At 65.2% G+C, this 25736-nt stretch carries 22 protein-coding genes, 1 tRNA gene and 1 pseudogene; 10 read left to right on the top strand and 14 right to left on the bottom strand.

What is annotated here, in order from left to right; all coding sequences use genetic code 11:
- The first annotated feature begins 34 nt into the window (after positions 1-34).
- On the top strand, positions 35-700 hold the full coding sequence (queC, locus tag ACEPA4_RS15455) for a 7-cyano-7-deazaguanine synthase QueC (RefSeq protein WP_014038216.1): 666 nt from the start codon (positions 35-37) through the stop codon (positions 698-700).
- A gap of 91 nt (positions 701-791) precedes the next feature.
- Here the strand turns inward: queC and ACEPA4_RS15450 are convergent, their stop codons facing one another.
- The gene (locus tag ACEPA4_RS15450) at positions 792-1748 is read right to left on the bottom strand and encodes a DUF2268 domain-containing putative Zn-dependent protease (protein ID WP_139727531.1); all 957 of its coding nucleotides are present in this window, start codon (positions 1746-1748) and stop codon (positions 792-794) included.
- 178 nt (positions 1749-1926) lie between these two features.
- Here ACEPA4_RS15450 and ACEPA4_RS15445 point away from each other — a divergent pair.
- The 3 genes and pseudogenes from ACEPA4_RS15445 (at position 1927) to ACEPA4_RS15435 (ending at position 3580) form a co-directional block, all read left to right on the top strand.
- Positions 1927-2002, top strand: a tRNA-Lys gene (locus ACEPA4_RS15445).
- 212 nt (positions 2003-2214) lie between these two features.
- A pseudogene (locus tag ACEPA4_RS15440) lies at positions 2215-3316 on the top strand (IS3 family transposase).
- 123 nt (positions 3317-3439) lie between these two features.
- Complete coding sequence (locus tag ACEPA4_RS15435; RefSeq protein WP_139727529.1) at positions 3440-3580, top strand: DUF4431 domain-containing protein; 141 nt, start codon at positions 3440-3442, stop codon at positions 3578-3580.
- Positions 3581-4269: 689 nt separating this feature from the next.
- Here the strand turns inward: ACEPA4_RS15435 and ACEPA4_RS15430 are convergent.
- The 3 genes from ACEPA4_RS15430 to ACEPA4_RS15420 form a co-directional block, all read right to left on the bottom strand.
- Positions 4270-4905, bottom strand: coding sequence for a hypothetical protein (locus ACEPA4_RS15430; RefSeq protein ID WP_097049977.1), 636 nt, complete (start codon positions 4903-4905; stop codon positions 4270-4272).
- A 163-nt stretch (positions 4906-5068) separates the two neighbouring features.
- Positions 5069-5665 carry a hypothetical protein gene (locus tag ACEPA4_RS15425; protein WP_065185405.1) on the bottom strand — a complete coding sequence of 199 codons (597 nt, stop codon included), beginning with the start codon at positions 5663-5665 and terminating at the stop codon, positions 5069-5071.
- Positions 5662-6147, bottom strand: coding sequence for a hypothetical protein (locus ACEPA4_RS15420; protein ID WP_065185406.1), 486 nt, complete (start codon positions 6145-6147; stop codon positions 5662-5664). Before ACEPA4_RS15420 ends, ACEPA4_RS15425 begins: the two co-directional genes overlap by 4 nt.
- Before the next feature lie 112 nt (positions 6148-6259).
- On the opposite strand from ACEPA4_RS15420, the gene ACEPA4_RS15415 reads away from it, so the two are divergent.
- Complete coding sequence (locus ACEPA4_RS15415; protein ID WP_065185407.1) at positions 6260-6778, top strand: hypothetical protein; 519 nt, start codon at positions 6260-6262, stop codon at positions 6776-6778.
- Positions 6779-7455: 677 nt separating this feature from the next.
- Here ACEPA4_RS15415 and ACEPA4_RS15410 read toward each other — a convergent pair.
- Positions 7456-7794: a hypothetical protein gene (locus ACEPA4_RS15410; RefSeq protein WP_188239601.1), complete on the bottom strand. Its 339-nt coding sequence runs from the start codon at positions 7792-7794 to the stop codon at positions 7456-7458.
- Positions 7795-7967: 173 nt separating this feature from the next.
- Between ACEPA4_RS15410 and ACEPA4_RS15405 the strand changes: the two genes are divergently transcribed.
- Complete coding sequence (locus ACEPA4_RS15405; protein WP_164093317.1) at positions 7968-8807, top strand: alpha/beta hydrolase; 840 nt, start codon at positions 7968-7970, stop codon at positions 8805-8807.
- A gap of 82 nt (positions 8808-8889) precedes the next feature.
- Positions 8890-9828, top strand: a complete 939-nt coding sequence (locus tag ACEPA4_RS15400; protein ID WP_164093318.1) for an alpha/beta hydrolase — start codon at positions 8890-8892, stop codon at positions 9826-9828.
- A gap of 76 nt (positions 9829-9904) precedes the next feature.
- Here the strand turns inward: ACEPA4_RS15400 and ACEPA4_RS15395 are convergent, their stop codons facing one another.
- On the bottom strand, positions 9905-10327 hold the full coding sequence (locus ACEPA4_RS15395; protein ID WP_005418495.1) for a response regulator: 423 nt from the start codon (positions 10325-10327) through the stop codon (positions 9905-9907).
- Positions 10328-10419: 92 nt separating this feature from the next.
- On the bottom strand, positions 10420-11187 hold the full coding sequence (locus ACEPA4_RS15390; protein WP_188239602.1) for a type II CAAX prenyl endopeptidase Rce1 family protein: 768 nt from the start codon (positions 11185-11187) through the stop codon (positions 10420-10422).
- Between the two features lie 149 nt (positions 11188-11336).
- Here ACEPA4_RS15390 and ACEPA4_RS15385 point away from each other — a divergent pair, with 149 nt between their 5' ends.
- Positions 11337-11639, top strand: a complete 303-nt coding sequence (locus ACEPA4_RS15385) for a zf-TFIIB domain-containing protein (protein WP_053499357.1) — start codon at positions 11337-11339, stop codon at positions 11637-11639.
- A gap of 76 nt (positions 11640-11715) precedes the next feature.
- On the opposite strand, the gene ACEPA4_RS15380 is transcribed toward ACEPA4_RS15385, so the two are convergent.
- The 6 genes from ACEPA4_RS15380 to ACEPA4_RS15355 form a co-directional block, all read right to left on the bottom strand.
- Complete coding sequence (locus ACEPA4_RS15380) at positions 11716-12228, bottom strand: N-acetyltransferase family protein (RefSeq protein ID WP_374082882.1); 513 nt, start codon at positions 12226-12228, stop codon at positions 11716-11718.
- A gap of 81 nt (positions 12229-12309) precedes the next feature.
- A complete protein-coding gene (locus ACEPA4_RS15375) occupies positions 12310-13335 on the bottom strand; it encodes a copper resistance protein B (protein WP_188239604.1) in 1026 nt (341 codons plus the stop codon).
- Positions 13332-15131: a copper resistance system multicopper oxidase gene (locus tag ACEPA4_RS15370; RefSeq protein ID WP_164093320.1), complete on the bottom strand. Its 1800-nt coding sequence runs from the start codon at positions 15129-15131 to the stop codon at positions 13332-13334. Before ACEPA4_RS15370 ends, ACEPA4_RS15375 begins: the two co-directional genes overlap by 4 nt.
- A 75-nt stretch (positions 15132-15206) precedes the next feature.
- Positions 15207-15590, bottom strand: coding sequence for a CopL family metal-binding regulatory protein (locus ACEPA4_RS15365; protein ID WP_065178174.1), 384 nt, complete (start codon positions 15588-15590; stop codon positions 15207-15209).
- 204 nt (positions 15591-15794) lie between these two features.
- The gene (gene recQ / locus ACEPA4_RS15360) at positions 15795-17600 is read right to left on the bottom strand and encodes a DNA helicase RecQ (RefSeq protein ID WP_005418471.1); all 1806 of its coding nucleotides are present in this window, start codon (positions 17598-17600) and stop codon (positions 15795-15797) included.
- A gap of 512 nt (positions 17601-18112) precedes the next feature.
- The gene (locus ACEPA4_RS15355) at positions 18113-18661 is read right to left on the bottom strand and encodes a Dps family protein (RefSeq protein WP_005418469.1); all 549 of its coding nucleotides are present in this window, start codon (positions 18659-18661) and stop codon (positions 18113-18115) included.
- Between the two features lie 86 nt (positions 18662-18747).
- Between ACEPA4_RS15355 and hrpA the strand changes: the two genes are divergently transcribed.
- Positions 18748-22830, top strand: coding sequence for an ATP-dependent RNA helicase HrpA (hrpA, locus tag ACEPA4_RS15350; RefSeq protein WP_065185415.1), 4083 nt, complete (start codon positions 18748-18750; stop codon positions 22828-22830).
- Positions 22831-22903: 73 nt separating this feature from the next.
- Here the strand turns inward: hrpA and ACEPA4_RS15345 are convergent, their stop codons facing one another.
- The gene (locus ACEPA4_RS15345) at positions 22904-23428 is read right to left on the bottom strand and encodes a hypothetical protein (protein ID WP_262090287.1); all 525 of its coding nucleotides are present in this window, start codon (positions 23426-23428) and stop codon (positions 22904-22906) included.
- A 130-nt stretch (positions 23429-23558) separates the two neighbouring features.
- Between ACEPA4_RS15345 and ACEPA4_RS15340 the strand changes: the two genes are divergently transcribed.
- A complete protein-coding gene (locus ACEPA4_RS15340; RefSeq protein WP_065178177.1) occupies positions 23559-25715 on the top strand; it encodes a bifunctional (p)ppGpp synthetase/guanosine-3',5'-bis(diphosphate) 3'-pyrophosphohydrolase in 2157 nt (718 codons plus the stop codon).
- The last annotated feature ends 21 nt before the right edge of the window (positions 25716-25736 follow it).

Below are 25736 nucleotides of genomic sequence, written 5' to 3'. Positions count from 1 at the left end.
TGCTGGCTTTCCCCTCCCAACCGGAAGATTTTCCATGAAGAAGGCAGTCGTTCTTCTCTCCGGCGGCATGGATTCAGCCGCCGTCATCGCCATGGCCCAGGAACAGGGCTTTGCCGTGCATGCCCTGAGCGTGCGCTACGGCCAGCGCCATACCTCCGAACTGGATGCCGCCGCCCGCGTGGCCAAGGCCCAGGGCGTGGTCGCGCACAAGACCGTGGACGTGGACCTGCGCAGCATCGGTGGCTCGGCGCTGACCGATGACATCGACGTACCGGAGGCGGGCGGTGCCGGCATTCCGGTCACCTACGTGCCGGCGCGCAATACCATCATGCTGTCGCTGGCCCTGGGCTGGGCCGAAGTGCTCGGCGCCAACGACATCTTCTGCGGCGTCAACGCCGTCGACTACTCCGGCTACCCGGACTGCCGCCCCGAGTTCGTGGCCGCGTTCCAGGCGCTGGCCAACCTCGCCACCAAGTCGGGTGTGGAGGGCGCGGGCATCAAGGTGCACGCGCCGCTGCAGTTCCTCAGCAAGGGCCAGATCGTCAGCGAAGGCGTGCGCCTGGGCGTGGACTTCGGCCTGACGGTGTCCTGCTACAACGCCGACGCCAACGGCGCCGCCTGCGGTCATTGCGATGCCTGCCGCCTGCGCGCGCAGGGCTTTGCCGAGGCCGGCGTCGCCGACCCGACGCTGTACGCCTGACCGCTTCCGGTAGAGCCGGCCGCTGGCCGGCTTCACCGGTGGGGCAATCACTCCCTCGGTGGGTGCCAAGCGCTTGTCCGCACTCCCTGATCTACCGGGGCTGCAACCATCCCGATGCCTCGATGAAGGCCCGCACCGCAGCCGGATCGGCATAGTCCAACTCGATCATCCGCGCGACAGCAGTCCTCTCGTCGGTCTGCCGGCGCATGTACTCCTGCGCAATGCGGTAGCCGGCGTAGTAGCCCAGGTCACTCACCCCGAACGGATTGCGCGCGCTGTTGTACAGCCAATTGTCCAGGTTGTCCCCGTGCATCTCCGTGCGGAAGCGCGCGCGGATTTCCGCTTCGTGCGCTGGCCCATAGGTGTACAGCGGCAACGCCGGGCGGCGCCCGCTGATGCGCTCTGCCACGTATTCGGCCACGCCTTCGCGTACCGCGTACTGGGCCAGGCTGCCGGTGGTCTCGCGCTGCTGGGTGTGCACGTATTCGTGCAGGTTGTTCTGCGCGTTGTTCGCACCCGGCCGGCTGTCGTAGAAGATCCGCAGGCGGTCGCGCATCTTCGCCGGCAGCTCGCTCACGTCCACGCGCTCATCGCCCAGCGCCATCTCCGCGCCGATCAGTACCTTGTCATCCAGCGTGGTGCCACCGGTGCGCAGCACGCCCACCGCATAGGTGATGGTGGCCGGGCGCAGGGCAGGGTAGAGCGCACGGAAGGCGACAAGATCGCGCTCCAGCGTGGCACTGGCCTGCTGCGCGTTGGCGGTGAGCGGTCGTACTGAGGTCCAGAAGCGCGGCCAGGCCTGCATGGCCTCGGCGTATTCGCGGGCGGTGTAGTTGCGCACCTGCATCAGCGCATGCAGGCCGGGGCTGCCCGGATCGATGTAGCGTTGCTGGACCAGCGCCACCCGGCGTTCGGCATCAGGCTCGGCGCGCACCGCATCATAGGTGGCCCAGAAGCGGGCGATGTCGTCAGTGACGACCTGGGATGGGGTCGCCAGTGCCGTACAGGGCAGCAGCAGGGCGGCAACGAGGCAGAGGGGCAGGCGCATCCGTGGCTCCGGGCAGGACTCACAGCTTGGATGCGCGTGAGGCCCGGAAGGTTTAAGCGGGTTCGCCAGATCGGGTAGTGCCGGCCGCTGGCCGGCAACCTCGACACGCTGGGGTTTCACCCGGCCCGCCAAAGTAGGGTAGAATGCCCACCCCGCCGAAAGGCTGGGGCAGTGCAATGGGCCGTTAGCTCAGTCGGTAGAGCAGAAGACTTTTAATCTTTTGGTCGAAGGTTCGAATCCTTCACGGCCCACCAATTGCATCAACGACTTAGGCGCCCTTTTGGGCGCCTTTTTCTTTTGCTCCTGAAAACCCTACCGAACACTTCGGGAGAGATGCAGGTTTCACGACAGGCAAGCGATGATCGTATCTATCGCGCATGGCGGCGCTCTTGTGCCCCCGACGTCCCTCAGGTTTTGAGTAGCACGGCGATTTGGAGTTCAATCCCCGACAAGCCGGAGATTGGACATGAAGAAGCGCTTTTCCGAAGAACAGATCATCGGCTTCCCACGCGAGGCAGAGGCCGGCATGGCGGTGAAGGACCTGTGCCGTCGACATGGCTTCAGCGAGGCCTCGTACCAACTGTGGCGCAGCAAGTTCGGTGGCATGAGCGTGCCCGACGCCAAGCGGTTGAAGGACCTGGAAGCCGAGAACGTCCGGCTGAAGAAGTTGCTGGCCGAGCAGCTGTTCGAGAACGATCTGATCAAGGACGCGCTGCGAAAAAAGTAGCGGACCCGCCGGTGCGGCGTGCGCTGGTGCGGCGGTGGGTGCAGCGCGGGGCAAGCGAGCGCCGTGCCCTGGCGATCATCGGGATGAGTGCCAGCGCGCTGCGCTATGTCCGGCGCGAGGATCGCAACGTTGAATTGAGCGAGCGCATCCTGGCCTTGGCGTATCGGCACAAGCGCTACGGCGTCGGAATGATCTACCTGAAGCTGCCGCAGGAAGGACGCATCGTGAACTACAAGCGCATGGAATGGCTGTATCAGGCGCAGCAGCTGCAGGTCAGGCGGCGCAAGCGCAAAAAGGTGGCGGTCGGCGAGCGGCAGCCACTGCTGCGCCCGGCCCGGCCCAACCATGTGTGGTCGATGAACTTCGTGTTCGACCGTACGGCCGAAGGCCGGGTCATCAAGTGCTTGGTGATCGTCGATGACGCCACATACCAAGTCGTGGCAATCGAGGTGGAACGTGCGATTTCCGGGCACGGCGTCTCGCGTGTGCTGGACCAGCTGGCCTCGCTGCGCGGCTTGCCGCAGGTGATCGGTACCGACAACGGCAAGGAATTCTGCGGCAGGTGATAGTGAGCTGGGCCCACGCACGTGGCGTGAAGCTTCGCCTGATCCAGCCCTGCAAGCCGAACCAGAACGCCTATGTGAAATCGTTCAACGGTCGCCTGCACGACGAATGCCTCAACGAGCACTGGTTCCCAACGCTGCTACACGCCCGCACCGAGATCGAGCGATGGCGTCGAGAATACAACGAGGAACGCCCCAAGGACGCCATCGGCGGCATGATACCGGCCGCCTACGCCAAACATCTGGCCAACATCGATATCATCAACCCCGGACTCTAAACCCGACCACTACTCACGGCGGGGGGGCGTCGCCCGGCGATCAAATTATTCACGCCAATTTCGGTACAGGCCCAGGACGAATACCCGCCTTACGCCGGAGGCGTCTTACTCATCCAACTGAACTTGAGCGGCGATCTGATGCGCGAGTACCAACTTCTTAAAGGTAAGCGCGTCAGTATGACTGGAACGCTTTACCATTCGCATACTGGGCGGCACCAGACGCCTGTATTGATCACTGCCACTGGTATTGCTGAGTCGGAATAAGGGCTGGTGGACCGGGCGCGTTCACTCAAGCAATTAAAAATCGATCTCAGATTTCCGGCTGAGCATGCTGGCTTTGCATCCTCAGCCGGACGTTTCGTTGGAGCGACTAACCGCCTGCCTCCAGCCCTAATGCGCTGACTGCGCCCCAGGGCATCGCGGAGACTCCCTTGCAGCTTCCGTCTTTCAGGCTTGCCTTAGCGACAATGACGTATCCATTGTCTCCGAAGAAGATAGCGGCACCGCTATCTCCAAATCCGCACGCCAGTGACGATCCTTCGATGCGTATCCAAGCGTCCGCGCATGGAAGGTTTCCGGTTGGACCGCATGCGAGCTCGGGGCTGTGCTTGATGCTCACGACAGTTCCGCAGGTGTATTGGCTGGTGACGCCTCTGAAGCACATGCTCTGGCCTTGAGTAGCGTTGGTCCACATGTACATGATGCGGCGCCTACTGTAATCCGAAGTTGAGGTGGAATACACCTCCCGGAGCGGTGTGTGTGACCCCACCGTATGCCACTGAACGTCGTGGCTCGCATCATTGATCTGGTCCACGAACGTCAGCGGCACGGTGTACTTCCCTGCGCCGGTTGCGTAGTTTCCATAGATCAGATTGTCGGGGCAATGCGCCGCAGTGGTGATACCCCTTCGTCCAGTGGCCTTATGAATAACCGGAAATCCTGAGGTGCAGTAGCTATTGTTGGATTGGAGGGGGGGCGCCGCCAACAACATACTCCGCGTTGACTGACTTCGGCATGTTGGGGCGGACTTCAATCTTGAGACCGGTGACTCTTTCAAGCTTCTTGATTGTATCCTTCAACTCTTCTGCTTGGCGGCTGTCGCCGTTTATGTCAATCAGCACCCGTTCTTCGCCTGGGAACCCAGTCGTCCCCGTGATGCCTGGTATGGCGCTGTGAAGAAGAGGTCTGTGCTTAGCAAGGAGCGCGTAAAACTCGTCCTGGGTGTACTTGTGACCAACCTCGAACACCACGCGGGTCGTCCCGCTCTCGGTGTTGATCGTTCGATCCGCGACTGGATCTGGCCCCTTGAGCTGCACCAGGATGTGTTGATCTGGCGCGTCTTTGATCGACAGTTCCGTTAGACGATCTGCGAACTCGATACGCAACGCTTCAATATCCGACATCACCTCACCTTGAACCGCTAGGCGCGTGATTGCTTCGTCTATCGAGACCGTAGGGTGTTCACTCATGTAGCTGTGAATTTGAATCTGCATCTCCTTGCCTTCCTGCGTGTCAGCGTCAGGCACCTGCGCCAAAGCACAGGTGGATACAAGAAGTGCTGCGGAGCATCCTAGAACCTTCCGTTTCATGCGACATCTCCAGAGTCTGTAACAAATCATCGAGGCGTTGACATGCCTCGATGCGCGAGCCTGGCACTGTCTCCCCTCGGGCACTGAGACGTAACTCACAAGCTTCATTGGAATGATTGTGCACCCTGATGTCTGTACTGTGGGGGTGTTCGTATACGCGTCTTTAGATGTGCTGAAGCACTTCATAGATTAGGCGATCGGTCCCTTGCCTAAGAATTTCGTACACACCCAGCCGCTCCTGCTGCTCGCGAAACAAGTCAATCATTCGCTCCACTTCATTCCGGCTGTATGAGTTGTACTTCCTCATAGTGTCCAGCTGCATGAAGTCGTCGGCGTGCAGGTTGTCGATAGTGGCGACTTCGATGACGGCATCCTTGCCGCCGAAGATTATATCCACGGTCTTTCTTGCCATTGGCTGGCTACCAATGTGGATTTGATAGTTGCGAAGCATCCGCATGAAATGAAGAAGTGGACTTGCGCTGCTCGTAATCCTATAGGCGTGTCCTGCGTTCTTCATTGCTTCTTCTATGCCCACGAATTCGGTCAGCGCGGCCCGCACATGCATTGCTACGTGGAGGGCGGCTGGCACCCCGTCGCGAATTGGGATATCTGAGCCGCCCGAAACAAAGAGCATATAAAGGGCGGATGTCGCCCTCTCGTAGAGCTGAGGCACTTGTTGCAGTGCGCTTGGCGGTGGTCGCCAAAATATGTCGCCCTCAGTAATGTCCGGATAGTCGTTGAAATCCAATTGAGCCTTCATGCGTCCATTGCCTTGACGATTTGCATGGTGATATCGACCACTCCCGGTTCGTTCAATAGCGAGCGGCGAACGTGAAGCGTGTGAGCGTTTGTGTGCGAGTTGTAGCGGCTAACCCTTTTCACTACGTCCAATGGAATAAGGGCGGCGTATTCAACTTTCAAAGAGCTGTTGTAGACCACGGCTGCGAGGTGGTCGAATGGATCAGACGCCAAGTTCCGCAACGCGCTCAACTGTGTGCTGCGGTTGGTTGCGGTTAGTCGCCTGCCTTTGATCTGATACCGCGTCCCGTCCTGGCCAACTGCATCAAAACCGGCCTGGGAGCCCACGGCCAATTTTGCGTTGAGGGCACGCGCCACCAATGTTTCCGTGTAGTCCGCCACGGGATTGTTTGATGAGCGCACGACGCCTCTTTGTCGAAGCGCTTCCATGACCAGACAGTGGAGGTCCAGCAGCTGCCTATCCGTAAATTCATCCGTATCCATCGCGCACTCCGTGTCCACCACGCCCGCCCTGTTGGGATTGTCATCATATCCGCCTGAGCGTGGCTTCCACCCATTGACCCGCTAGACTGGGCTACTAACGAAAGGGGGTTCTATGGCTGGTATCGTGGGGGTGCTCGTTCTGCTGCTTGTGCTCGCAGTTTTGTTCAACATTGCGTCATCCAGAGAGAAAGTGATCCGTGAGCTGGGTGAGCAGTCGGCCCAGCAGGGCAGGGACATTGCAGCGCTGCGTCAGGTGATGGACGCGGTTGCGGATCGCGTGCTATTGAGCCGAGAGCAGCGACGGGTGAAGTGGTTTGATGAACTGCCGCCATTCGTCCTGGATGACTTCAAAGCCCTCAGCGCCGGTTCCGAGCGCGAGTTGATCATGGCTTGTGGTGGCGGTGACGACGCCGAGGTCATGGGTTTGCACTATCGGCACGAGCGGCTTGAGTTTTGCACCGATGGCGAAAAGGACGCGGTTGCCTACGGCGTTGCTCGCCCTTGGGCAACGATCGAGGATCGTCCGGTGAAGATCTATCTCAATCAGTACGCGCTCACATCAAAAATTGTCGGCTTGGATCAGGACGGTTTCGTCAAGCTCGCCCCCTATAAGGCACGGTTGCCCGAGTGAGAGGATTTGCTTCCGCATCGCCTTGAAAGGGCTCTTCCATGCAGCGGGCAGTAGCCGCGCCAGTCAACACCGATTTTGGGTTGCAACAGGCCCTGCATTGCAGGGCTTTTTGCTTTCTTACGCGGCCTGTTCAAACGTGTGTTCGTAGTAGGGGCGCTGCGTACCGTCCATCGCCATTTGCAGTTCATCCATATGTTTAGGGTCGGGAGTTGAGCCAGGTGTCCAACCATTCGCTCTTGAGGTTGATGACGCTGCGATCGTGGCCCACCTCAGCCACTTCCGGCATTGGGTCATCGGTCACGGCGGGGGGCGTCGGGACGTCGCCAAGATTCTGGAATGGCAGGAGAGGGTCCGGGGCAACCGGCTGGCCAAGGCCGACCAGGATCCGTCATTCGGGGGGATGGGGTAGGCTTTGTTGAGGCAACTGGAGGGGGAGGAAATCCGTTCCGCAAAATTCCTGCGCCCGTTGTGGCTCAAGGCTTACAAGCGCCCGCTTTAAAGATTGAAGTGGAACGAGTGGCGGCGTAACCCATTGAAAGTAATGAAATTACCCAGTTACTCTTAATCTTTTGGTCGAAGGTTCGAATCCTTCGCGGCCCACCATTGCATCCCATGACCCAGGTCATTCAGAAAGGCATCGCAATGCGGTGCCTTCTTTGTTGCCTGGTCCAGGGCCTCTACTTCGTCCGCATTCCCTTGGCTTTCGCGGCCGCCGCGTCGGCAGCTTCTTGTGCAGCCGTCGCTGCCGCATTCGCGGAACGCACGGCTTCCGCTTGAGCCGCGTCAAAGTCAGCCCGGCGCTGCGCGCTGATCCGGCGTTCCAGTTCTGAATATGCGACGTAGCTCTCCGGATGCTTCGCGACGCAGGCCTGCTGCAGCAGCGGGATCGCGTGGTCGGACAATCCCGGTTGGAGGTGGGCGAACAGGCAGTCCGCATATGCTGCGGATGCTGGCGGAGTGCTGCTGGCCTGAGGTGATGCGGCGGCAAGGGCGGTGGCGGTCAATACACTCAACATGGGAACCTCCTTGTGGATATGAGCGTGGCGGTGACCAGTCCGTGAGCCATGGTGCGCGTTGCATGACCATCACCGACTCCATGGTGCTCCAGTTCCGGTCGATCGGCAAAGTGCCGCGAACGACAGTGCCTCCGGCGGTCTATGCTCAGCGCTTTCCCAATATGGACCGCCCCATGCGTCTGATCGTGCTGTCGCTGTTGTTGTCCGCTGTCTCCGCCGCGCCGCTGATGGCTGCAGAAACCGCGCCGCCCGCTGCCGCCTCGCCTTTGGTCATCGGCGAGACCTTCACCATCGAGTCGAAGGCGCTGGGCGAAACCCGCCGCATCAATGTCTACCGCCCGCAGCCCTGGGGCCTGGACCCGAAGGCGCCGCTGCCGGTGATCTACATGCCCGACGGCGGCATCGGTGAGGATTTCCTGCACGTGGCAGGGCTGGTGCAGGTGCTGAGCGGCAACGGCAGCATGCGCCCGTTCCTGCTGGTCGGCATCGAGAACACCGAGCGCCGTCGTGACATGACCGGCCCGAGCAGCGATCCGCAGGACCAGAAGATCGCGCCGCGCATTGGTGGATCGGCGGCCTATCGCAGCTTCCTGCGCGATGAACTGATGCCGCAGGTGCGCCAGCGCTACCCGACTACCGACGAGCGCGCGTTGATCGGCGAGTCGCTGGCTGGCCTGTTCGTGGTCGAGACGCTGCTGCAGGAGCCGACGCTGTTCAACAGCTACATCGCGCTGGACCCCAGCCTGTGGTGGAACCGTGGCGCAATGCTGGCCGGCGCAGCCAAACAGCTGCCGGCGGTGACGCGTGCGCAGCCGCGCGTATTCCTGGCCAGCAGTGGGCAGCCGGAGCTGGCCGCATCCACTGCACGACTGGCCGAGTTGCTGCAGCAGGCTTCGCCGTCGCCGCTGGTGAAGTACCTGCCGTTGCCGGAAGAAACCCACGCTACGATCTATCATCCGGCCGCATTGCAGGCGCTGCGCACACTGTTCCCGGCGCCGCCGGCCTCGCCCTGACCGCACTGGCACCGGGCTGCACGCCATGCAAGGATGCGGCAGCGGTGCCATGCGGTGCGCCGCCCGCAACGGGAGCGTGTGGATGCAGCGTGTGCGTGGATGGAGTGTGGCGGCCTGCCTGGCCGTGAGTGGCTGTGCGATGTCGGTGGCGCCACCGGCAACGCAGAATGAAGCGAAGGAAAGCGCGGCCACCGCTGCGCCGGGCGTGGTGCTGCCGGATACCGAAGCGCTGCGCGTGCACGATCCGGTGGGCCGCGATTACCCGATCTGGGTAGCGCTGCCGGCTGACTACGCTGCGCATCCGGAGAAACGCTACCCGGTGCTGTATGTGACCGACGCGCTGTACAGCTTCCCGCTGGTGCGCAGCGTGCGCAACATGGTGGGGCAGAAGGGCGTCAACATCGAGGATTTCATCCTGGTCGGGCTGCCGCCGCAGGAAGGCCTGACGTCCAAGCAGAGCCGCTCGCGCGATTACACGCCCAGCGATCCGATGCGCACCGATCCGCGTGACTACAGCGACGACGTCAGCTACGGCGGCGCGGCACATTACCGCGATTTCCTCGCCGAGCGCGTACTGCCGATGATCGATGCACGCTACCGCACCGATCCGTCGCGGCGCGCCTATGCCGGTCATTCCTATGGCGGCCTGTTTGGCGCCTACGTGCTGACCACGCGCCCGGACATGTTCCACAGCTACATCCTGTCAAGCCCGTCGCTGTGGTTCGACAACCATCGGGTGCCGCGCATGCAGGCCGAGGCCAAGGCGCCCACGCAGCCGACCACGGTGGTGCTGTCGATCGGCAGCTTCGAAACGGTGAAGCCGGAGCCGCGCTATTTCACCCGCAACGACATGCTGCGCCACAACGCCGAGTTCGCCGAGCAGCTGCGCGCCAGCGGGCATTCGTTGAAGGTGGAGAACATGGTGATCGACGACGAGGACCACTTCACCGTGTATCCGGACATGATCACCCGCGCGCTGCTGAAGGTGTTCCCGGGTACCGGACCGTACAGCAGCGGTTGAAGGTGGGCGCCATCCACGCATGGCGTCGATCTACTGCAAGAACCCGGTAGATCCACGCCATGTGTGGATCAACGCCTCACGCTGCCTGCGCATCCGGCCCGATCAATACGCCCACATCGGCGTGCCGGAAGCACAGGCGGATGGCGTCGAGCAGCTCGCTCATGTTGTAGGGCTTGGGCAGGAAATGAATGCCGTCGCGCAGCTGCGGCAGCACCTGGTGCTGGTCCATGCCCGACGTCACCAGGATCGGCAGCTGGGGATACAGGCCGCGGACCCGGTTGGCAGCTTCAATGCCGCTGATCGGGCCCAGGTTGACGTCGGTGAACAGCAGGTCGAAACGCTCACCTGCGGCCAGCAGGCCCAATGCTGCTTCGGCAGAGCTCACGCCCACCACGTGGCAGGCCTGGCTTTCCAGCGCAAGACGGCTCAGCTCGCGGGTTTCCTCTGCGTCCTCGATCAGCAGGACGCGGGGTTCAACGTGGCGCTTGGACAGCAACATGGCGCTACAGCTCCGGAAAGCAGCAATGAAAAGGCGCGCAATTATGCGCAAGCCGGGGGTGATCCCGGCGTGCACGGCAGGCTAAGTGAGCGTTACAGCAGGCGCGGGCGTCGCTGGCGTACCCGCCAGGCCAGCACCGCCACCGCCAGCAGCGCGGCGCCGATACGCAGGCTGGTGGCCTGCCAGCCCAGCGCGACGGCGTCGTCGAGGTTGAACACGTTCCACGCCATGTTCATCGATACATGCAGCACCAGGCCGCACCACAGGGTGTCGCCGTCCAGATGGTCAAGCCAAGCGAAGATGAAGCCGCCCAGTGCGATGACCGCGCCGACGAACAGGGCAGTGCCGCCGCCGTCGAAGCCGCCGAAGCCCAGCCAGTGCACCCAACCGAACAGCAGCGCCTGCGGCAGCGCAAGCAGGGACCATGGGCCACGCATGAGCTTCACCAGCAGCACGAAGCCGAGGCCACGGAACAGCACTTCTTCGGCCAGTGGGAACAGCACGGCGAGCATCGTCGCATCGAGTGCGGTCAGTGCGGTGTTGGCCGTGCCCAGCACCGCCAGGCCCAGCCAGCAGGGCAGGCTGGCCAGCAGCACCCAAAACGGGCCGCGCCAGCCGTTCCCGTGCAGCCCCAGGCTGGCCATCAGGCCCACCCCATGCGGGCGCAGCAGTGCGGCCAGGAGCAGCGCCAGCAGGACGGCCAGTGCGTTGTCCAGCAGGCTGCCGCCGTAGGGCATAGGCAAGGCGGGAATCGGCGCGCCTGCGGCCGCAGCGACATCGCGCAGATTCAGGCCAACGCCGACGCCGAGCAGCACCAGCAGCAGGCGCGCGGCGTTGGGCAGGCGGGACAGGACGGTCATGCACGCACTCCCTGCGGAACCAGCGTGGAGTGTGGAAGGCGGCCGGGACGCTGGCACGCGCCGGAAGTCTGTGTGCCATCGGTCATGTGTTGCCGCACAGTCATCGGTGGGCAGGTAGAGTCGTTGCCAGACCTTCAGGAGCCATGCCCATGCTGTGCCCCGTGTGCAAGACCCAGACCCTGCAGATGGCCGAGCGCCATGGCATCGAGATCGATTACTGCCCCGGCTGCCGTGGCGTGTGGCTGGACCGTGGCGAGCTGGACAAGATCATCGAACGCGCCGGCGCTGCGCTGCCGCCGCCGGCACCTGTGCAGGCGCAGCCGGCGACCACGCCGCCGCCGGTGATGCATCGTGATACCCGCCACTTGGGCCAGCGCTACGAGGACAACCGGGGCCACGGATACAAGAAAAAGAAAAAGGACAGCTTCCTGTCTGAGTTGTTCGATTTCTAGTTGTAGCGTCGAGCCATGCTCGACTGGATGTTGCCGCCTATAGTCGAGCAAGCTCGACTCTACATGGAGCGCGTGATCACGTCCGCCGCAGGATGAACTCGCGGTCGCGCGTATCCCCGACGATGAAGTCGTACTCGCCGACCTTGCTGCAGCCATAGCGCGCGTAGAAGCGCTGCGCGCCGAAGTTCTCCTCCCAGACGCCCACCCACAGGGTGCGGCGGTGCGGTTGGTCCAGCCAGGCCATGAACGCGTCCATCAGGCGTGCACCATGGCCGCCGTTCTGGTGTGCGGCCAGGATGTAGAACCGCTTCAGTTCGATGTCGCCTTCGCGGGCCTCGGCATGCGGCAGGGTGTTGGCATCAGCAGCCAGGTAGCCGACCACGTTGTTGCCGTCCACCAGCAGCCAGATCGCGCCGCGCGGGTCGGACAGTTCGGCGCGCTGCGGTTCGCTGCTGTAGCGCGCCTGCAGGAAATCCTGCAGCTCCTGCGCCGGGTACGAGTCGCCCCAGGTTTCGTTGTAGGTTGCAATCGCGATGGCCGACAGGGCGTCGATATCGGCAAGGGTGGCGCGGCGGATCTGCAGCGACATGGCGGAGCCTGCATTGGAACGTGGCGCAGTGTAGCCGGCCCCGGCGGCTGCCGGGGCTGGCCAATGCTCACGAACCGCTGCTCAGAACCACATGCGCACGCCCGCCACCCAGCGAGTGTCGCGTGCGTGGTCGCCAGCATGATCGGCGGTGTCGCCAAACGTGCGCTCGTGGCTGATGCCGATGTACGGCGCGAAACGACGGCTGAACTCATAACGCAGGCGCAGCCCGGCTTCAACCTTGTTCAGTCCGCGACCGATGCCGTACTCCGGCTCATCCTTGGCTGCGACGGTGGCTTCCAGCAGCGGCTGCAGGATCAGGCGGTTGGTCAGCAGCACGTCGTACTCGACCTCGGCCTTGGCCAGCACCTGACCACCGGAACCCATGTACAGCGTCGCCGAGCTTTCGAACTTGTACGGCGCCAGGCCCTGGATGCCGATGGCCGCCCAGGTGCGCGAGTCGGCCGGCCGGAAGTCCTGGCGCACGCCGATCAGCACGTCCCACCACGGCGATACGCTGCGACCATACAGTGCTTCCAGTGACGACGATTCCGTGCTGCCGCGGCTGCGTTCGCCATCGGTGCGCAACCACAGGCGGTTGATGTTGCCACCGATCCAGCCGGTGGCCTCCCAGGCCTGGCCGGTGCTGTTCTTGCCGTCCCAGTGTTCGAGGCGATCGATCAGCAGCAGGCTGTTGATCTGTGGTGCATGCTCCATCGCACCATGCGCGATCGGAGGGAAGGCGGCAGCGCGGTCGGCATCGGTGGGAACCGGGATCGGCTCGCGCGGTTCGATCGGTGCGGGCGTGCCGTGACCCATGGCGGCGTGATCCATCGTGGAATGGTCCATCGCCGCTGGCTGCATCGCGCCATGGTCCATCTTCGAGTGGTCCATCGTGGAGTGGTCCATGCCGGCCTGACCCGCCGCACCCATGTTCATCTTCGAATGATCCACCTTCGAGTGATCGACCGGTTCGGCCGGGGTCTTCGCGGTCTTCGGCGGCGGGTCCATCGTGCCCATGTCATGCCCGGCATGCGACTGCGCGAACACCGGCAATGCGGTGGCCAGGCCCAGGGCCAGCAGGCTGGGGGAAAGCAGTGAGCGGCTCATTCTTCGATCCTCACTTCGCGCATCATGCCCGCTTCCATGTGGTACAGCAGATGGCAGTGGTAGGCCCAGCGACCGAGCGCATCGGCACGCACGCGGTAACTGCGGCGGGTGCCGGGTGGCATGTCGATGGTGTGCTTGCGCAGCTGGAATTCGCCCTGCGCGTTCTCCAGATCACTCCACACGCCGTGCAGGTGGATCGGGTGCTGCATCATGGTGTCGTTGACCAATACGATGCGCATGCGCTCGCCGTAGTTCAGTCGCAGCGGCTCGGCGCTGGCGAACGGAATGCCATCGAATGACCAGGAGAACTTCTCCATGTGGCCGGTCAGGTGCAGCTCGATCTCGCGGCTCGGCTCGCGGCCATCGGGGTCCTCGAACAGGCTGCGCATCGCGCCGTAGGTGAGTACCTGGCGACCGTTGTCGCGCAGGCCGATGCCGGGATCGTCCAGCTTCGGTTCGGTGGCCGAGCTCTGCATGTCCACCAGCGGGTTGTTGCGCTCACTGGCCGGGTGCTTCGGTGCCCTGCTGGCGGTATCGCCGTCGTGGCCCATGCTGGCGCCGCAGCCGCCTTCCATGCCCTTCATCGCGGCCATGTCATGGCCACCATGGCCACCACTACCCATGTCGTGCCCCATGTCGCTCATCGTCAGCAACGGGCGTGGGTCGGGCGCGGGAATCGGTGCCTGCAGGCCATGGCGGACTGCCAGCGTTCCGGCGGCAAAGCCGGTACGGCCCATGTCCTGGCAGAAGATGGTGAACGCGTCCTGCCCGGTCGGTTCCACCAGCACGTCGTAGGTTTCGGCCGGCGCGATGCGGAACTCGTCGATGCTGACCGGATGGATGTACTGGCCGTCGGCGGCGACCACGGTCATTTTCAGGCCGGGAATGCGCACGTCGAAGTAGGTCATCGAGGCGCCGTTGATGAAGCGCAGCAGCACTTTCTCGCCACTGCGGAACAGCCCGGTCCAGTTGCCGGCCGGCGCGGTGCCATTCATCAGGTAGGTGTAGGTGTGCGCATTGATGTCGGAGATGTCGGTGGGCGTCATCCGCATCCGCCCCCACATGCCACGGTCGGACAACGCGGCCGACCAACCGTCGCGCTTCACGTCACGCAGGAAGTCGGGCAGGGTGCGCTTGTAGTAGTTGTCATGCTCGGCGAGCTTCTTCATGCGCCGGAACAGCGCGCCGGGGGCCATGTCGGTCCAGTCGGACAGCAGGATCACGTGCTCGCGGTCGTGGTGGTAGGGCGCCGGCTCGGCCGGGTCGATGATCAGCGCTCCGTACAGGCCGGCCTGCTCCTGGAACATCGAGTGGCTGTGGTACCAGTAGGTACCCGACTGCTTCAGTTCGAAGTGGTAGTGGTAGGTCTCACCGGGGCCGATGCCATTGAAGCTCAGTCCCGGCACACCGTCCATGTTCGCAGGCAGCAGGATGCCGTGCCAATGGATCGAGGTCGGGTGGCGTTCCAGGGTGTTGCGCACGAACAGGTCCACGGTCTGGCCTTCGCGCCAGCGCAGGATCGGTGCCGGCAGCGATCCATTGACGGTGATCGCCGGACGGGTGCGGCCAGTGAAGTTGGCCAGCGATTCGCCGATGGCCAGTTCGATGCGGGTGTCGCTGAGCACGGCGGGGGCGCCGGCCAGGCGTGGGGCGGCAGTGGCGGCGGCGAGCGCGCGCTGCGGCACGCCGACAGCGGCGATGCCGGCAACCACGCCACCGGCGGCCAGGCCCTGCACGAACAGGCGGCGCGACGGCATGGGCACAGGGCCCGGACCGCGGGGGATACGGGTATTCATGGTGGTGACTCCAGACACGTAAAGACGCCGGCAGGCGGCCGGCTGCGGTGCGCAGGGCGCACGGTGCGTGTGGAATCAGCCGATGGGAGGGCGTGAGATCGGCGGCAGCGGCGGCGCCGGCCGGCCGGTGGCCGGCATCGGCTGCGGGGCCAGCGACAGCGCCGGTCCGGCCATGAACGGCAACGGCTGCACCACCAGCAGCGGGTGCTGGGCGCAGCTGCGCACGCAGTCCTTGATCTGGCAGTGGGCGTCGTGGGCCGGGGCCTTGGCCTGCGGGGCCGCGTCGGCCTGCATGCCCGCGTGGTGGTGGCAATCGGCAGTGCCGCCATCAACAGCCGCGGCTGCGGCGTGAGCCATTCGCCCCATTTCTTCGTGACCACGGGCCAGGGCCGCGTTCAGCCCGTTGAGCAACAGGCTGAGCATGAGCACGACGCGGAGCAGGGTCGAGGCCAGGGACATGACGCTAATCTAGCCGCAAGCGGACGCGGATGCACTTCCGGCTGAATGGCCGGTTCAAGATTGGACCTGCACCAGCGTAGAGCCGAGCCCACGCTCGGCTGCTGTTCGCGCAGAGGCAGCCGAGCGTGGGCTCGGCTCTACAGGGGCGCCCGCGCGCCGTTGGGGCCATGCCCGGCGGCCGCGCAGCGCGGCAACGCGATACCGTCAGCCCTCTTCACGCACGATCTCGACCAGGCGCGGGCCGTAGCGGCTCAGTTTGGTGCCGCCGATGCCGCCGACCCGGGCCAGTTCATCCAGGCTGGTCGGGCGCTGCTCGGCGATGTTGCGCAGGGTGCTGTCGTGGAAGATCACGAACGCCGGTACGTTCTGTTCCCGGGCCAGTTCGGCGCGCAGGCCGCGCAGCGCGTTGAACAGGGCCAGGTCCTGCGGCAGCACCGACAGGCCGGTGCGCTGCGCGCTGCGCTCGCGTCCGCTGGTGCTGCTGGCCGGGTCGCGGCGCATGCTGATCTGGCGGCGGCCGGTCAACACGTCGCGGCTGGCATCGGTCAGGCGCAGGCCACCGTGACCCTCGCTGTCCACTTCCAGCAGGCTGGCCGCGACCAGCTGGCGGAACACGCTGCGCCAGGTGCGTGCATCGAGGTCGCGGCCGATGGCATAAGTGCTCAGCTTGTCGTGGCCCTGCTGCCTCACCTTCTCGTTCTCGCTGCCGCGTAGGATGTCGATCAGGTGGCCGACACCGAAGCGCTGGCCGCTTCGATAGACGCAGCTCAGCGCCTTCTGTGCCGGTATGGTCGCGTCCCACGAGGCCGGTGGCGTCAGGCAGTTGTCGCAGTTGCCGCAAGGCTGGGGGTAGGTCTCGCCGAAGCCGGCCAGCAGCACCTGGCGGCGGCACTGCATCGATTCGCAGTAGCCCAGCAGATGGTCGAGCTTGGCCCGCTCCAGCTGCTTGCGCTCTTCGCCCGCCTCGGACTGCTCGATCATCTGCTTGAGCAGTACCACATCACCCAGGCCGTAGCACAGCCAGGCCTCGGCGGCTTCGCCATCGCGGCCTGCGCGTCCGGTTTCCTGGTAGTAGCCCTCCATCGACTTGGGCAGGTCGGTATGCGCGACGAAGCGCACGTCCGGCTTGTCGATGCCCATGCCGAAGGCGATGGTGGCACACATCACGATGCCGTCCTCGCGCAGGAAGCGGCGCTGGTTGCCGGCGCGCACTTCCGGCGGCAGGCCGGCGTGGTAAGGCAGAGCGTTGAAGCCCTGGCCGCAGAGGAATTCAGCGGTCTCCTCGACCTTGCGCCGCGACATGCAGTAGACGATGCCGGCCTCGCCACGGTGGCCGCGCAGGAAGTCGGTCAGCTGCTTGCGGGCGTTGTCCTTCTGCACCACGGTGTAGCGGATGTTGGGACGGTCGAAGGAACTGACAAAATGGCGCGCTTCCTGCAGATCGAGGCGCTCGGCGATCTCGCGCTGGGTCGGCGGATCGGCGGTGGCGGTCAGCGCGATCCGCGGGATCTGCGGCCAACGCTCGTGCAGCACGGTCAACTGGCGATATTCGGGGCGGAAGTCATGGCCCCACTGCGACACGCAGTGTGCTTCGTCGATGGCGAACAGGGCGATCTGGCTGCGCGACAGCAGCGACAGGAAACGCCCGGTCAGCAGCCGCTCAGGGGCGACATACAGCATGTCCAGTTCGCCGGCGAGCAGCTCGCGCTCGACGCGGCCGGCGGTCTCGGCATCCAGGGTTGAATTCAGGTACTCGGCGCGCACGCCGAGCTGGCGCAGGGCTTCGACCTGGTCCTGCATCAGTGCGATCAGCGGCGAGATGACGATGCCGCAACCGTCACGCAGCAGGGCCGGGACCTGATAGCACAGCGATTTGCCGCCGCCGGTGGGCATCAGCACCAGGGCGTCGTGACCGGCAGCCACATGCTCCACGATGTCCTGCTGCGGACCACGGAAATCGTCGTAACCAAAGACGCGTTGAAGCAGGTCGTGCGCGGGACGGGAAGCCATCGCGCTAGTTTACCTCCCGGAGGCGGCGGCAGGGCTGCGCCTTGGGAACGCGCCATTGCATGCGCGCTGCCGCTCCCACGCTTCGCTGCGCGAAACGCGGGCCCCACTTACCAGCTCCCAGACCCCCGCCGCTTCGCGTCTGCCCCCTGACTCAGGGGGCTCTCCCCCAGACTTGGCCCGGTGGCGGGTAGATCCACGCCATGCGTGGATGAAATCTGTCAGATATCGACAATCAAAATGGGGTCAGATCCGTTTTCCTGCGGAAAACGGATCTGACCCCAAGCAATGCCCTGGCAGATCACGGAAATCTGTCGAAGGCGGGGTGGGTCCGGTTGAGGGGGTGTGAGCGGCATGGATGCCGCGACCAAGCCCCCATGGACGGGTTTACGGCGCCCCCTCAACCGGACCCACCCCGCCAACCTTCAGGAAACTGGCTTTTGCTCTGGCTCTGGCTCTGGCTTGAAGGCTTCGGCGGGTGCAGGGCTGCAAGCCCTGCCGAACACCCCCAACCCTTACTGCAACAGCGAGCGCAGCATCCAGGCGTACTTCTCGTGCGTCTGCAGCCGCTGGGTCATCAGATCCTCGGTCGGGGCATCGTCACCCTTGGCCGCCACATCCAGCACTTCACGCGCCGTACGGCATACCGCTTCGTTGGCGACCACCAACTGGCGTACCATTTCACGCCAGTCCGCACTGTCGGTCAGGCCCGGTTCCTCGACGATCGAGGTCAGCGCAGCGAATTCCCGGTAGGAGCCCGGGGCATTGAAGCCCAGCGCGCGGATGCGCTCGGCCACGTCGTCCAGTGCCGCCCACTGCTCGGTGTACTGCGTCTCGAACATGGTGTGCAGCGAGTTGAACATCGACCCGGTCACGTTCCAGTGGAAGTTGTGCGTCTTCAGGTAGAGCGTGAACGCATCGGCCTGGAAGCGCGACAGACCGTCGGCGATCTTCTTGCGGTCGCCCTGGGTGATCCCGATATCGATGTTCGGCGCCGACGGTGCCGCCGCTGCAAGCTTCTGCTTGCCGGTCTTGGCCTTGGTCGTGCTTTTGGTCTTCGCCATGAGGTTCCTCCTTATGGAATCGTTGGCCTTCACAATAAACCGGTCGTGATGACTGGTCGCTTTCAAAGTTTTGAACGAACCGATTGATGAACTCTATCGATAAAAATCCATCGCCCCGCCTGCGCCAACAGCGCGCCGCCATCGACGGCGCCATGAGCCGCGACCGGGGCCGTTTGCTGGGAATGCTCTCGCGTTGCCAGGCCAAGCCGCAGGATGCGGCACTGGCCGCTACTTTCGAGCAGGCCTTGCAGGCGTCGGTGCAGCGTCGGCAGGTACGGGCGCAACAGCAGCCGTCCATTACTCTGGACCCGCAGCTGCCGATTGCGCGTGAAGCCGACGCGATCATCAAACTGATCCGCGACCACCAGGTGGTGGTGATCGCCGGTGAAACCGGTTCGGGCAAGACCACCCAGCTGCCGAAACTGTGCCTGGCCGCAGGCCGTGGCCAGGCCGGCATGATCGGCTGCACCCAGCCGCGACGGATCGCCGCACGTGCGGTCGCCAGCCGCGTGGCGCAGGAACTGCAGAGCGAACTGGGCCAGCTGGTGGGCTACCAGGTACGCTTCAATGACAAGGTCAGCGACGACAGCCGCATTAAGTTCATGACCGACGGCATCCTGCTGGCGGAGATCGCCAGCGACCGCTGGTTGTCGAACTACGACACGATCATCGTCGACGAGGCACACGAACGCAGCCTCAACATCGACTTCCTGCTGGGCTACCTGAAGCAGCTGCTGCGCAAGCGCCCGGACCTGAAGCTGATCGTCACGTCGGCCACCATCGACACCGAACGCTTCGCCCAGCATTTCGACAACGCACCGGTGATCAGCGTCGAAGGCCGCACCTACCCGGTGGAAGTGCGCTACCGCGCGCTGGAAGGCGAGGGCGAAGACCAGGGCGAACGCACCGTCAACGATGCCATCGTGTCGGCTGTCGACGAGATCACCCGCCTGGACGCACGCGGCGACGTGCTGATCTTCCTGCCGGGCGAGCGCGAGATCCGCGATGCGCACCAGTCGCTGGAACGGCGCAAGTACCGCAATACCGAGGTGCTGCCGCTGTACGCGCGCCTGTCCAACCAGGACCAGGACCGGGTGTTCAACCCCGGGCCGAACCGGCGCATCGTGCTGGCCACCAACGTGGCCGAGACCTCGCTGACGGTGCCACGCATCCGCTACGTGGTCGATCCGGGCTTCGCCCGCGTCAAGCGCTACAGCCCGCGCAACAAGCTGGATCGCCTGCACATCGAGCCGATCTCGCAGGCCAGCGCCAACCAGCGCAAGGGTCGCTGCGGCCGTATCGCCGAAGGCATCTGCTACCGCCTGTACGCCGAGGCGGATTTCCAGGCGCGGCCGGAGTTCACCGATCCGGAAATCCGCCGTTCCAGCCTGGCCGGCGTGATCCTGCGCATGCTGCAGCTGGGCCTGGGCCGCATCGAGGAGTTCCCGTTCCTGGAGGCGCCGGACGAGCGTGCCGTTGCCGATGGCTGGCAGCAGCTGACCGAGCTGGGCGCGATCGATGCCGAGCGGCGCATGACCACCATCGGCAAGCAGATGGCGCGCCTGCCGGTGGACGTGAAGCTGGCGCGCATGCTGGTCGCCGCACAGGCTGCAGGCTGCCTGCGGCCGATGCTGGTGATTGCCTCGTTCCTGGGCATCCAGGACCCGCGCGAACGCCCGCCGGAAGCGCGCGGTGCCGCCGACAACGCGCATGCGCAGTTCGCCGATGGCCGCTCCGAGTTCGTCGGCGTGCTGCGCCTGTGGGATGCCTACCGGCAGGCCCACGAAGACCTGACCCAGTCCAAGCTGCGCGACTGGTGCGGACGTCATTTCCTCGGCTTCCTGCGCATGCGCGAGTGGCGCGAGCTGCATCGCCAGCTGCGGCTGCTGTGCGAGGAACTGGGCTGGAAGGAAGAGGCCAGCGAGGCATCGATGGCACCGCTGCTGGCCGGCAGCAGTGCGCCGGCACCGGCACGTGATGACGCGGCCTCAGTAAAGGCCACCCGCGGCCAGTTGCATCGTGCCGCGCGCCTGGCCCGCGAGGGCAAGGCCGAGGCCGCACCGGCACCGGTGGCCGTGCGCGCGCAGAAGGAACAGGCGCCCGCCGGTGGCGGCTTCAGCGAACGCGTGCGTGCCGCTGCCTACCAGACCCTGCACCGGGCGCTGGTGGCGGGCCTGCCGACGCAGATCGGCCACCGCACCGAGAAGGGCGATTTCCAGGCACCACGCCAGCGCCGCTTCCTGCCGTTCCCCGGCTCGGCGCTGGCCAAGCGGCCACCGCCGTGGCTGCTGGTGGCCAACCTGCTGGATACGCAGAAGGTATGGGGCATGACCCTGGCCGCGATCGAGCCGGACTGGGTGATCGCCGAACTGCCGCACCTGCTGCTGCGCAAGCACTTCGACCCGCACTGGTCGCGCGCGCAGGGCCAGGTGCTGGCGTCCGAGCAGATCAGCCTGTTCGGCCTGGTGCTGGCACCGAAGAAACCGGTCCATTACGGCCGCATCGCGCCGGGCGAGGCGCATGACATCTTCGTGCGCCAGGCGCTGGTGACCGGCGAGATCAATACCCGTGCCAGTTTCGTCGCCGACAACCAGAAGGTGCTGGAGGTCGCGCGCGAGGAAGAAGCCAAGCTGCGCCGCGCCGGCATCGTTGCCGACGAAGACTGGCAGGCACGCTGGTACCTGGACCGGGTGCCGCCGCAGATCCACTCGGCGGCGGGACTGGATAGCTGGTGGAAAGGGCTGGCGCCGGAGCAGCGCAAGGCGCTGCACTGGTCGTTGGCAGACCTGTTGCCCGGTGAGGGCAGCGAACAGGAACGCTATCCGAAGTACCTGGCGCTGGGCCAGGCGCGCTTGCCGCTGCACTACCGCTTCGAACCGGGGGCCGACGACGATGGCGTGACCCTGGACGTGCCGCTGCACCTGCTCAACGCATTGGATCCGGTGCAGCTGGGCTGGCTGGCGCCGGGCTTTGTCGCCGACAAGGCCTCGGCACTGATCCGCAGCCTGCCAAAGGCGATGCGCCGCAACTACGTGCCGGCGCCGGACTTCGGTCGCGCGTTCTACGAGGCCTTCCCGCAGCCCAGCGCTGATGCCATCACTGGCGAGCTGGCGCGTTTCCTGTCACGTGCGACCGGCGCGACGGTGACCGCACTGGATTTCGAGCCGGGTTCGATCGAGCCGCACCTGCACATGAACCTGCGGCTGCGCGACGAACAGGGCAAGGTGCTTGCCACCTCGCGTGATCTGGAAGCGCTGCGCGCGAAATTCGGTGGCCGTGCTGGCGATGCCTTCGCCGCGCGTGCCGGGCGCGAGATGGCGGCTGACGGCCTGCGCACGTTCCCGGCCACGCCGATTCCGCTGCAGGTACCCGGTGAAGCCGGCGTGCCGGCCTATCCGGCGCTGCTGGACGAGGGCGACAGCGTGGCGCTGCGCATCTTCGCTGATCGCCAGCAGGCGCAGGACGCCCATCCGCTGGGCGTGCGCCGCCTGCTGGAGATCGCCCTGGCCGAGAAGGTGAAGCAGGCACGCAAGCAGTTGCCGGTCGGTGCCAAGACCGGCCTGTTGTATGCCGCGATCGAATCGCAGGAGCGGCTGCGTGGTGACCTGGTCGATGCGGCGATGAACGCGGTGCTGGCCGAGGGCCTGGAGGAAATCCGCGATGCGACGGCGTTCGAGCAGCGTCGCGAACACGCCGCCAAGGCCCTGTTTGGCGAGGCGATGTCGCGGCTGAAGCTGGCCGAGACCATTCTGGCGCTGGTGGCGGAGCTGAAGCCGATGCTGGAAGCGCCGTTGATGGGCTGGGCGCGCGGCAACCTGGACGACATGGAAGCGCAGCTGGCCGGGCTGATCCACCCCGGCTTCCTGCGCGACACGCCGGCCGACGCGCTGGCGCAGTACCCGCGCTATCTGAAGGCGATGATCCTGCGCACCGAACGTGCCAAGCGTGATCCGCCGCGTGACCAGGCGCGCATGCTGGAACTGCATCCGTTCCTGGAAGCGCTGGAGGCGGGCGAGCAGCAGGGCCTGCGTGATCGCCCGCAATGGCAGGCGCTGCGCTGGGATCTGGAAGAACTGCGGGTATCGCTGTTCGCGCAGGAGCTGGGTGCACGCACCGGTATCTCGGCGAAGAAGCTGGCGCAGCGCGTGGCTGCATTGCGCCAGGCCTGAGCGCGCCACGGTCGCCCGTCGGGCGACCGTGGCCGGCCGGGCAGGGAGCCGGCATGGCCGGAATGCCCGGGCGTTACTTGGTGCGGCGAACCTTCGGCTGCACGTTCACCCCGTCCACCTTCATATACCAGGCGCCCATCACCCCTGGGCGCATGCTGACGCCCGGGGCGTCCTTGCGGCCACCGGAATAGTGCGTGGCGTCTATCTGCTCCCACTCCTGGCCGTTCTGCAGCACGTAGCGGCGGCCCTGGCCGAATCCACGGAATTCGCCCTGCAGGTTGCTTTCGATCGGTTCGCTGTTGCCGAAGTCCAGGAAGCCGCGGTTCTTCTTGATCACTTCCTGGCGGCCTTCTTCGCGCGCTGCGGCGACGGCCTGGGTGGTGGCCGCCTCGACCTTGCCCTGCAGCCAGCGGTTGAGCGTGGCCAGTTCACCGGCACTGAGCTTGTCCAGGCCGGCGGCCTTGAACTCGGAGGGCGACATCTGCTGCTGCAGGTCGTCCTCCACCACGCGCTGGGCCAGCGCAGGCGCGGACAGGGACAGCAGCACGGCGGCACAGGCCAGCAGCCGTGGACGGACGCGCGGGGCAATCGAAGGCATGGCGGGTCTCTCCTGGGTGTGTGGGCGAGTGTAGCGGCATGTCTTCATGCCGGGTGATGGTGGGTGCAGTGATTGTCCCTGAACGGCGCCGGCGCTAGTGTAGGGGCCTCTGTCTTGCCTGCTCGATGCTGTGAACCGCGCTTCCGTCCCTGGCCTGGATGCCTTGTTGAACCGTCCCTCGGCAGCGGTGCTGCCTGCTCCGCTGCGCCAGGCCCTGCGTGAGCATTGGGAAGCGCCGGATTGCGAGCACCAGATGCGTGCCACCTGGTCGGTGCTGGGCGATACTCTCGATGCGCTGGCGATGCTCTCGGCCGATGAAGGCGCAGTGGTGGCCGCATTGCTGTTCGACCTGCCGGGCCTGCGCGCCAGCCTGGACCAGCTGCCGCTGGGCAACCACAAGGCGGCGGTGATCGGCCTGCTGGATGGCCAGGATGCGGCCGACCCGGTGTGGGCGCTGCACGCCGGCCGTGAGGCGGGGCGCAACAGCGAAGGCCTGCGCCGGCTGCTGCTGGCGATCATCCGCGACCTGCGCGTGGTGCCGATCCTGCTGGCACGGCAGCTGGCGCGGATGCGCGCGGCCGACAAGCTGGACGAGGAGCAGCGCCGCGCGCTGGCCCAGCTGACCCGCGACATCCACGCGCCCCTGGCCAATCGGCTGGGCATCTGGCAGCTGAAGTGGGAGCTGGAGGACCTGGCGTTCCGCCACCTGGAACCGGAAACCTACCGCCGCATCGCCCGCGAGGTGGATGAAACCCGCATCGCCCGCGAGCGTTACGTCGAGAACGTCAAGAAGGTGCTGTCGCGCGAGCTGGTCGCCCAGGGCATCAAGGCCGAAGTCAGCGGCCGCCCGAAGCACATCTACAGCATCTGGCGGAAGATGCAGAAGAAGCGGCTGGCCTTCGACCAGCTGTATGACATCCGTGCGGTGCGCGTGATGGTCGACGACGTCGCCGCCTGTTATGCCGCGTTGGGCGTGGTGCACGCGCTGTGGGCACCGGTACCCAGCGAGTTCGATGATTACATCGCCAGGCCCAAGGCCAATGACTATCGCTCGCTGCACACCGCCGTGGTCGGCCCGGAAGGGCGCACCATCGAAGTGCAGATCCGTACCCACGAGATGCACTCGCAGGCCGAGCTGGGCGTGGCCGCGCACTGGAAGTACAAGGAAGGTGGCAAGGGTGCGGAGAAGTCCTTCGACCGCAAGATCACCTGGATGCGCCAGTTGCTGGAACAGGCGCAGGACGGGCAGGGCAATGAACTGGCCGGGGCGCTTGATGCCGAGCTGACCGAGGACCGGGTCTATGCGCTGAGCCCGAAGGACGAGGTGCTGGACCTGCCGCAGGGCGCCACGCCGCTCGATTTCGCCTACCAGGTGCATACCATGGTCGGGCACCGCTGCCGCGGCGCAAAGGTCAACGGCCGCATCGTGCCGCTGACCTACCGCCTGCGCAGCGGCGACCGCGTCGAGATCCTGACCGGCAAGGAGGCCGATCCGCGCCGCGACTGGCTGATGCCGGCCAACGGCTTCCTGGCCAGCAACCGCTCGCGCGAAAAGGTGCGCAGCTGGTTCCACAAGCTGGACCGCGCGCGCAACGTGCAGGCCGGTCGCGAGCTGCTCGAGCGCGAGCTGAAGCGGCTGGGCCTGCAGCACGCGGACCTGGCCGTGGCGGCGAAGAAGTTCCATGCCGACAGCGTCGATGACCTGTACATCCAGGTGGCTCTGGGCGATACCGGCCCGAACCAGGTCAGCCGTGCGCTGCTGGAGGCGGAGCGTGCCGCCAGCCAGCCCGCGCCCGCACCGGCCCTGCCGCGGCCGACCGCGCGCCGCGGGAACCTGGGCAAGTCCAAGTTCACCGTGCAGGGCGTGGGCAACCTGCTGGTGCAGCTGGCACGCTGCTGCCAGCCGGTGGCCGGCGAGCCGATCATCGGCTACCTGACCCGTAGCCGGGGTGTCACCGTGCATCGTGCAGACTGCGCCGCGCTGGCCCGGCTGGCGGCCAGCAGCCCGCAGCGCATCCTGCCGGTGGAGTGGGGCCAGGCCGGGGGCGGCTACGAGGTGGACGTGGTGGTCGATGCGGTCGATCGCCGCTGGCTGCTGAAGGACATCACCAACCTGATCGCCCAGGAAGACGCCTACGTGCTCGACATCCACAGTGACAACGTGCGCAACAGTGGCCGTGCCCACCTTCGGCTGCGCCTGAAGGTCAGTGACTACGGGCAGTTGTCGACGCTGCTGGGCAAGCTCGATGCGCTGCCGGGCGTGAGCGAGGCGCGTCGCCTCGGCTGAGCTTCACGCTGCCCCGGCTAC

This window comes from Stenotrophomonas sp. P2112 (genome assembly GCF_041897515.1).
Lineage (GTDB): Bacteria > Pseudomonadota > Gammaproteobacteria > Xanthomonadales > Xanthomonadaceae > Stenotrophomonas > Stenotrophomonas sepilia.
This window is presented reverse-complemented; position numbering and strand designations above follow the sequence as displayed.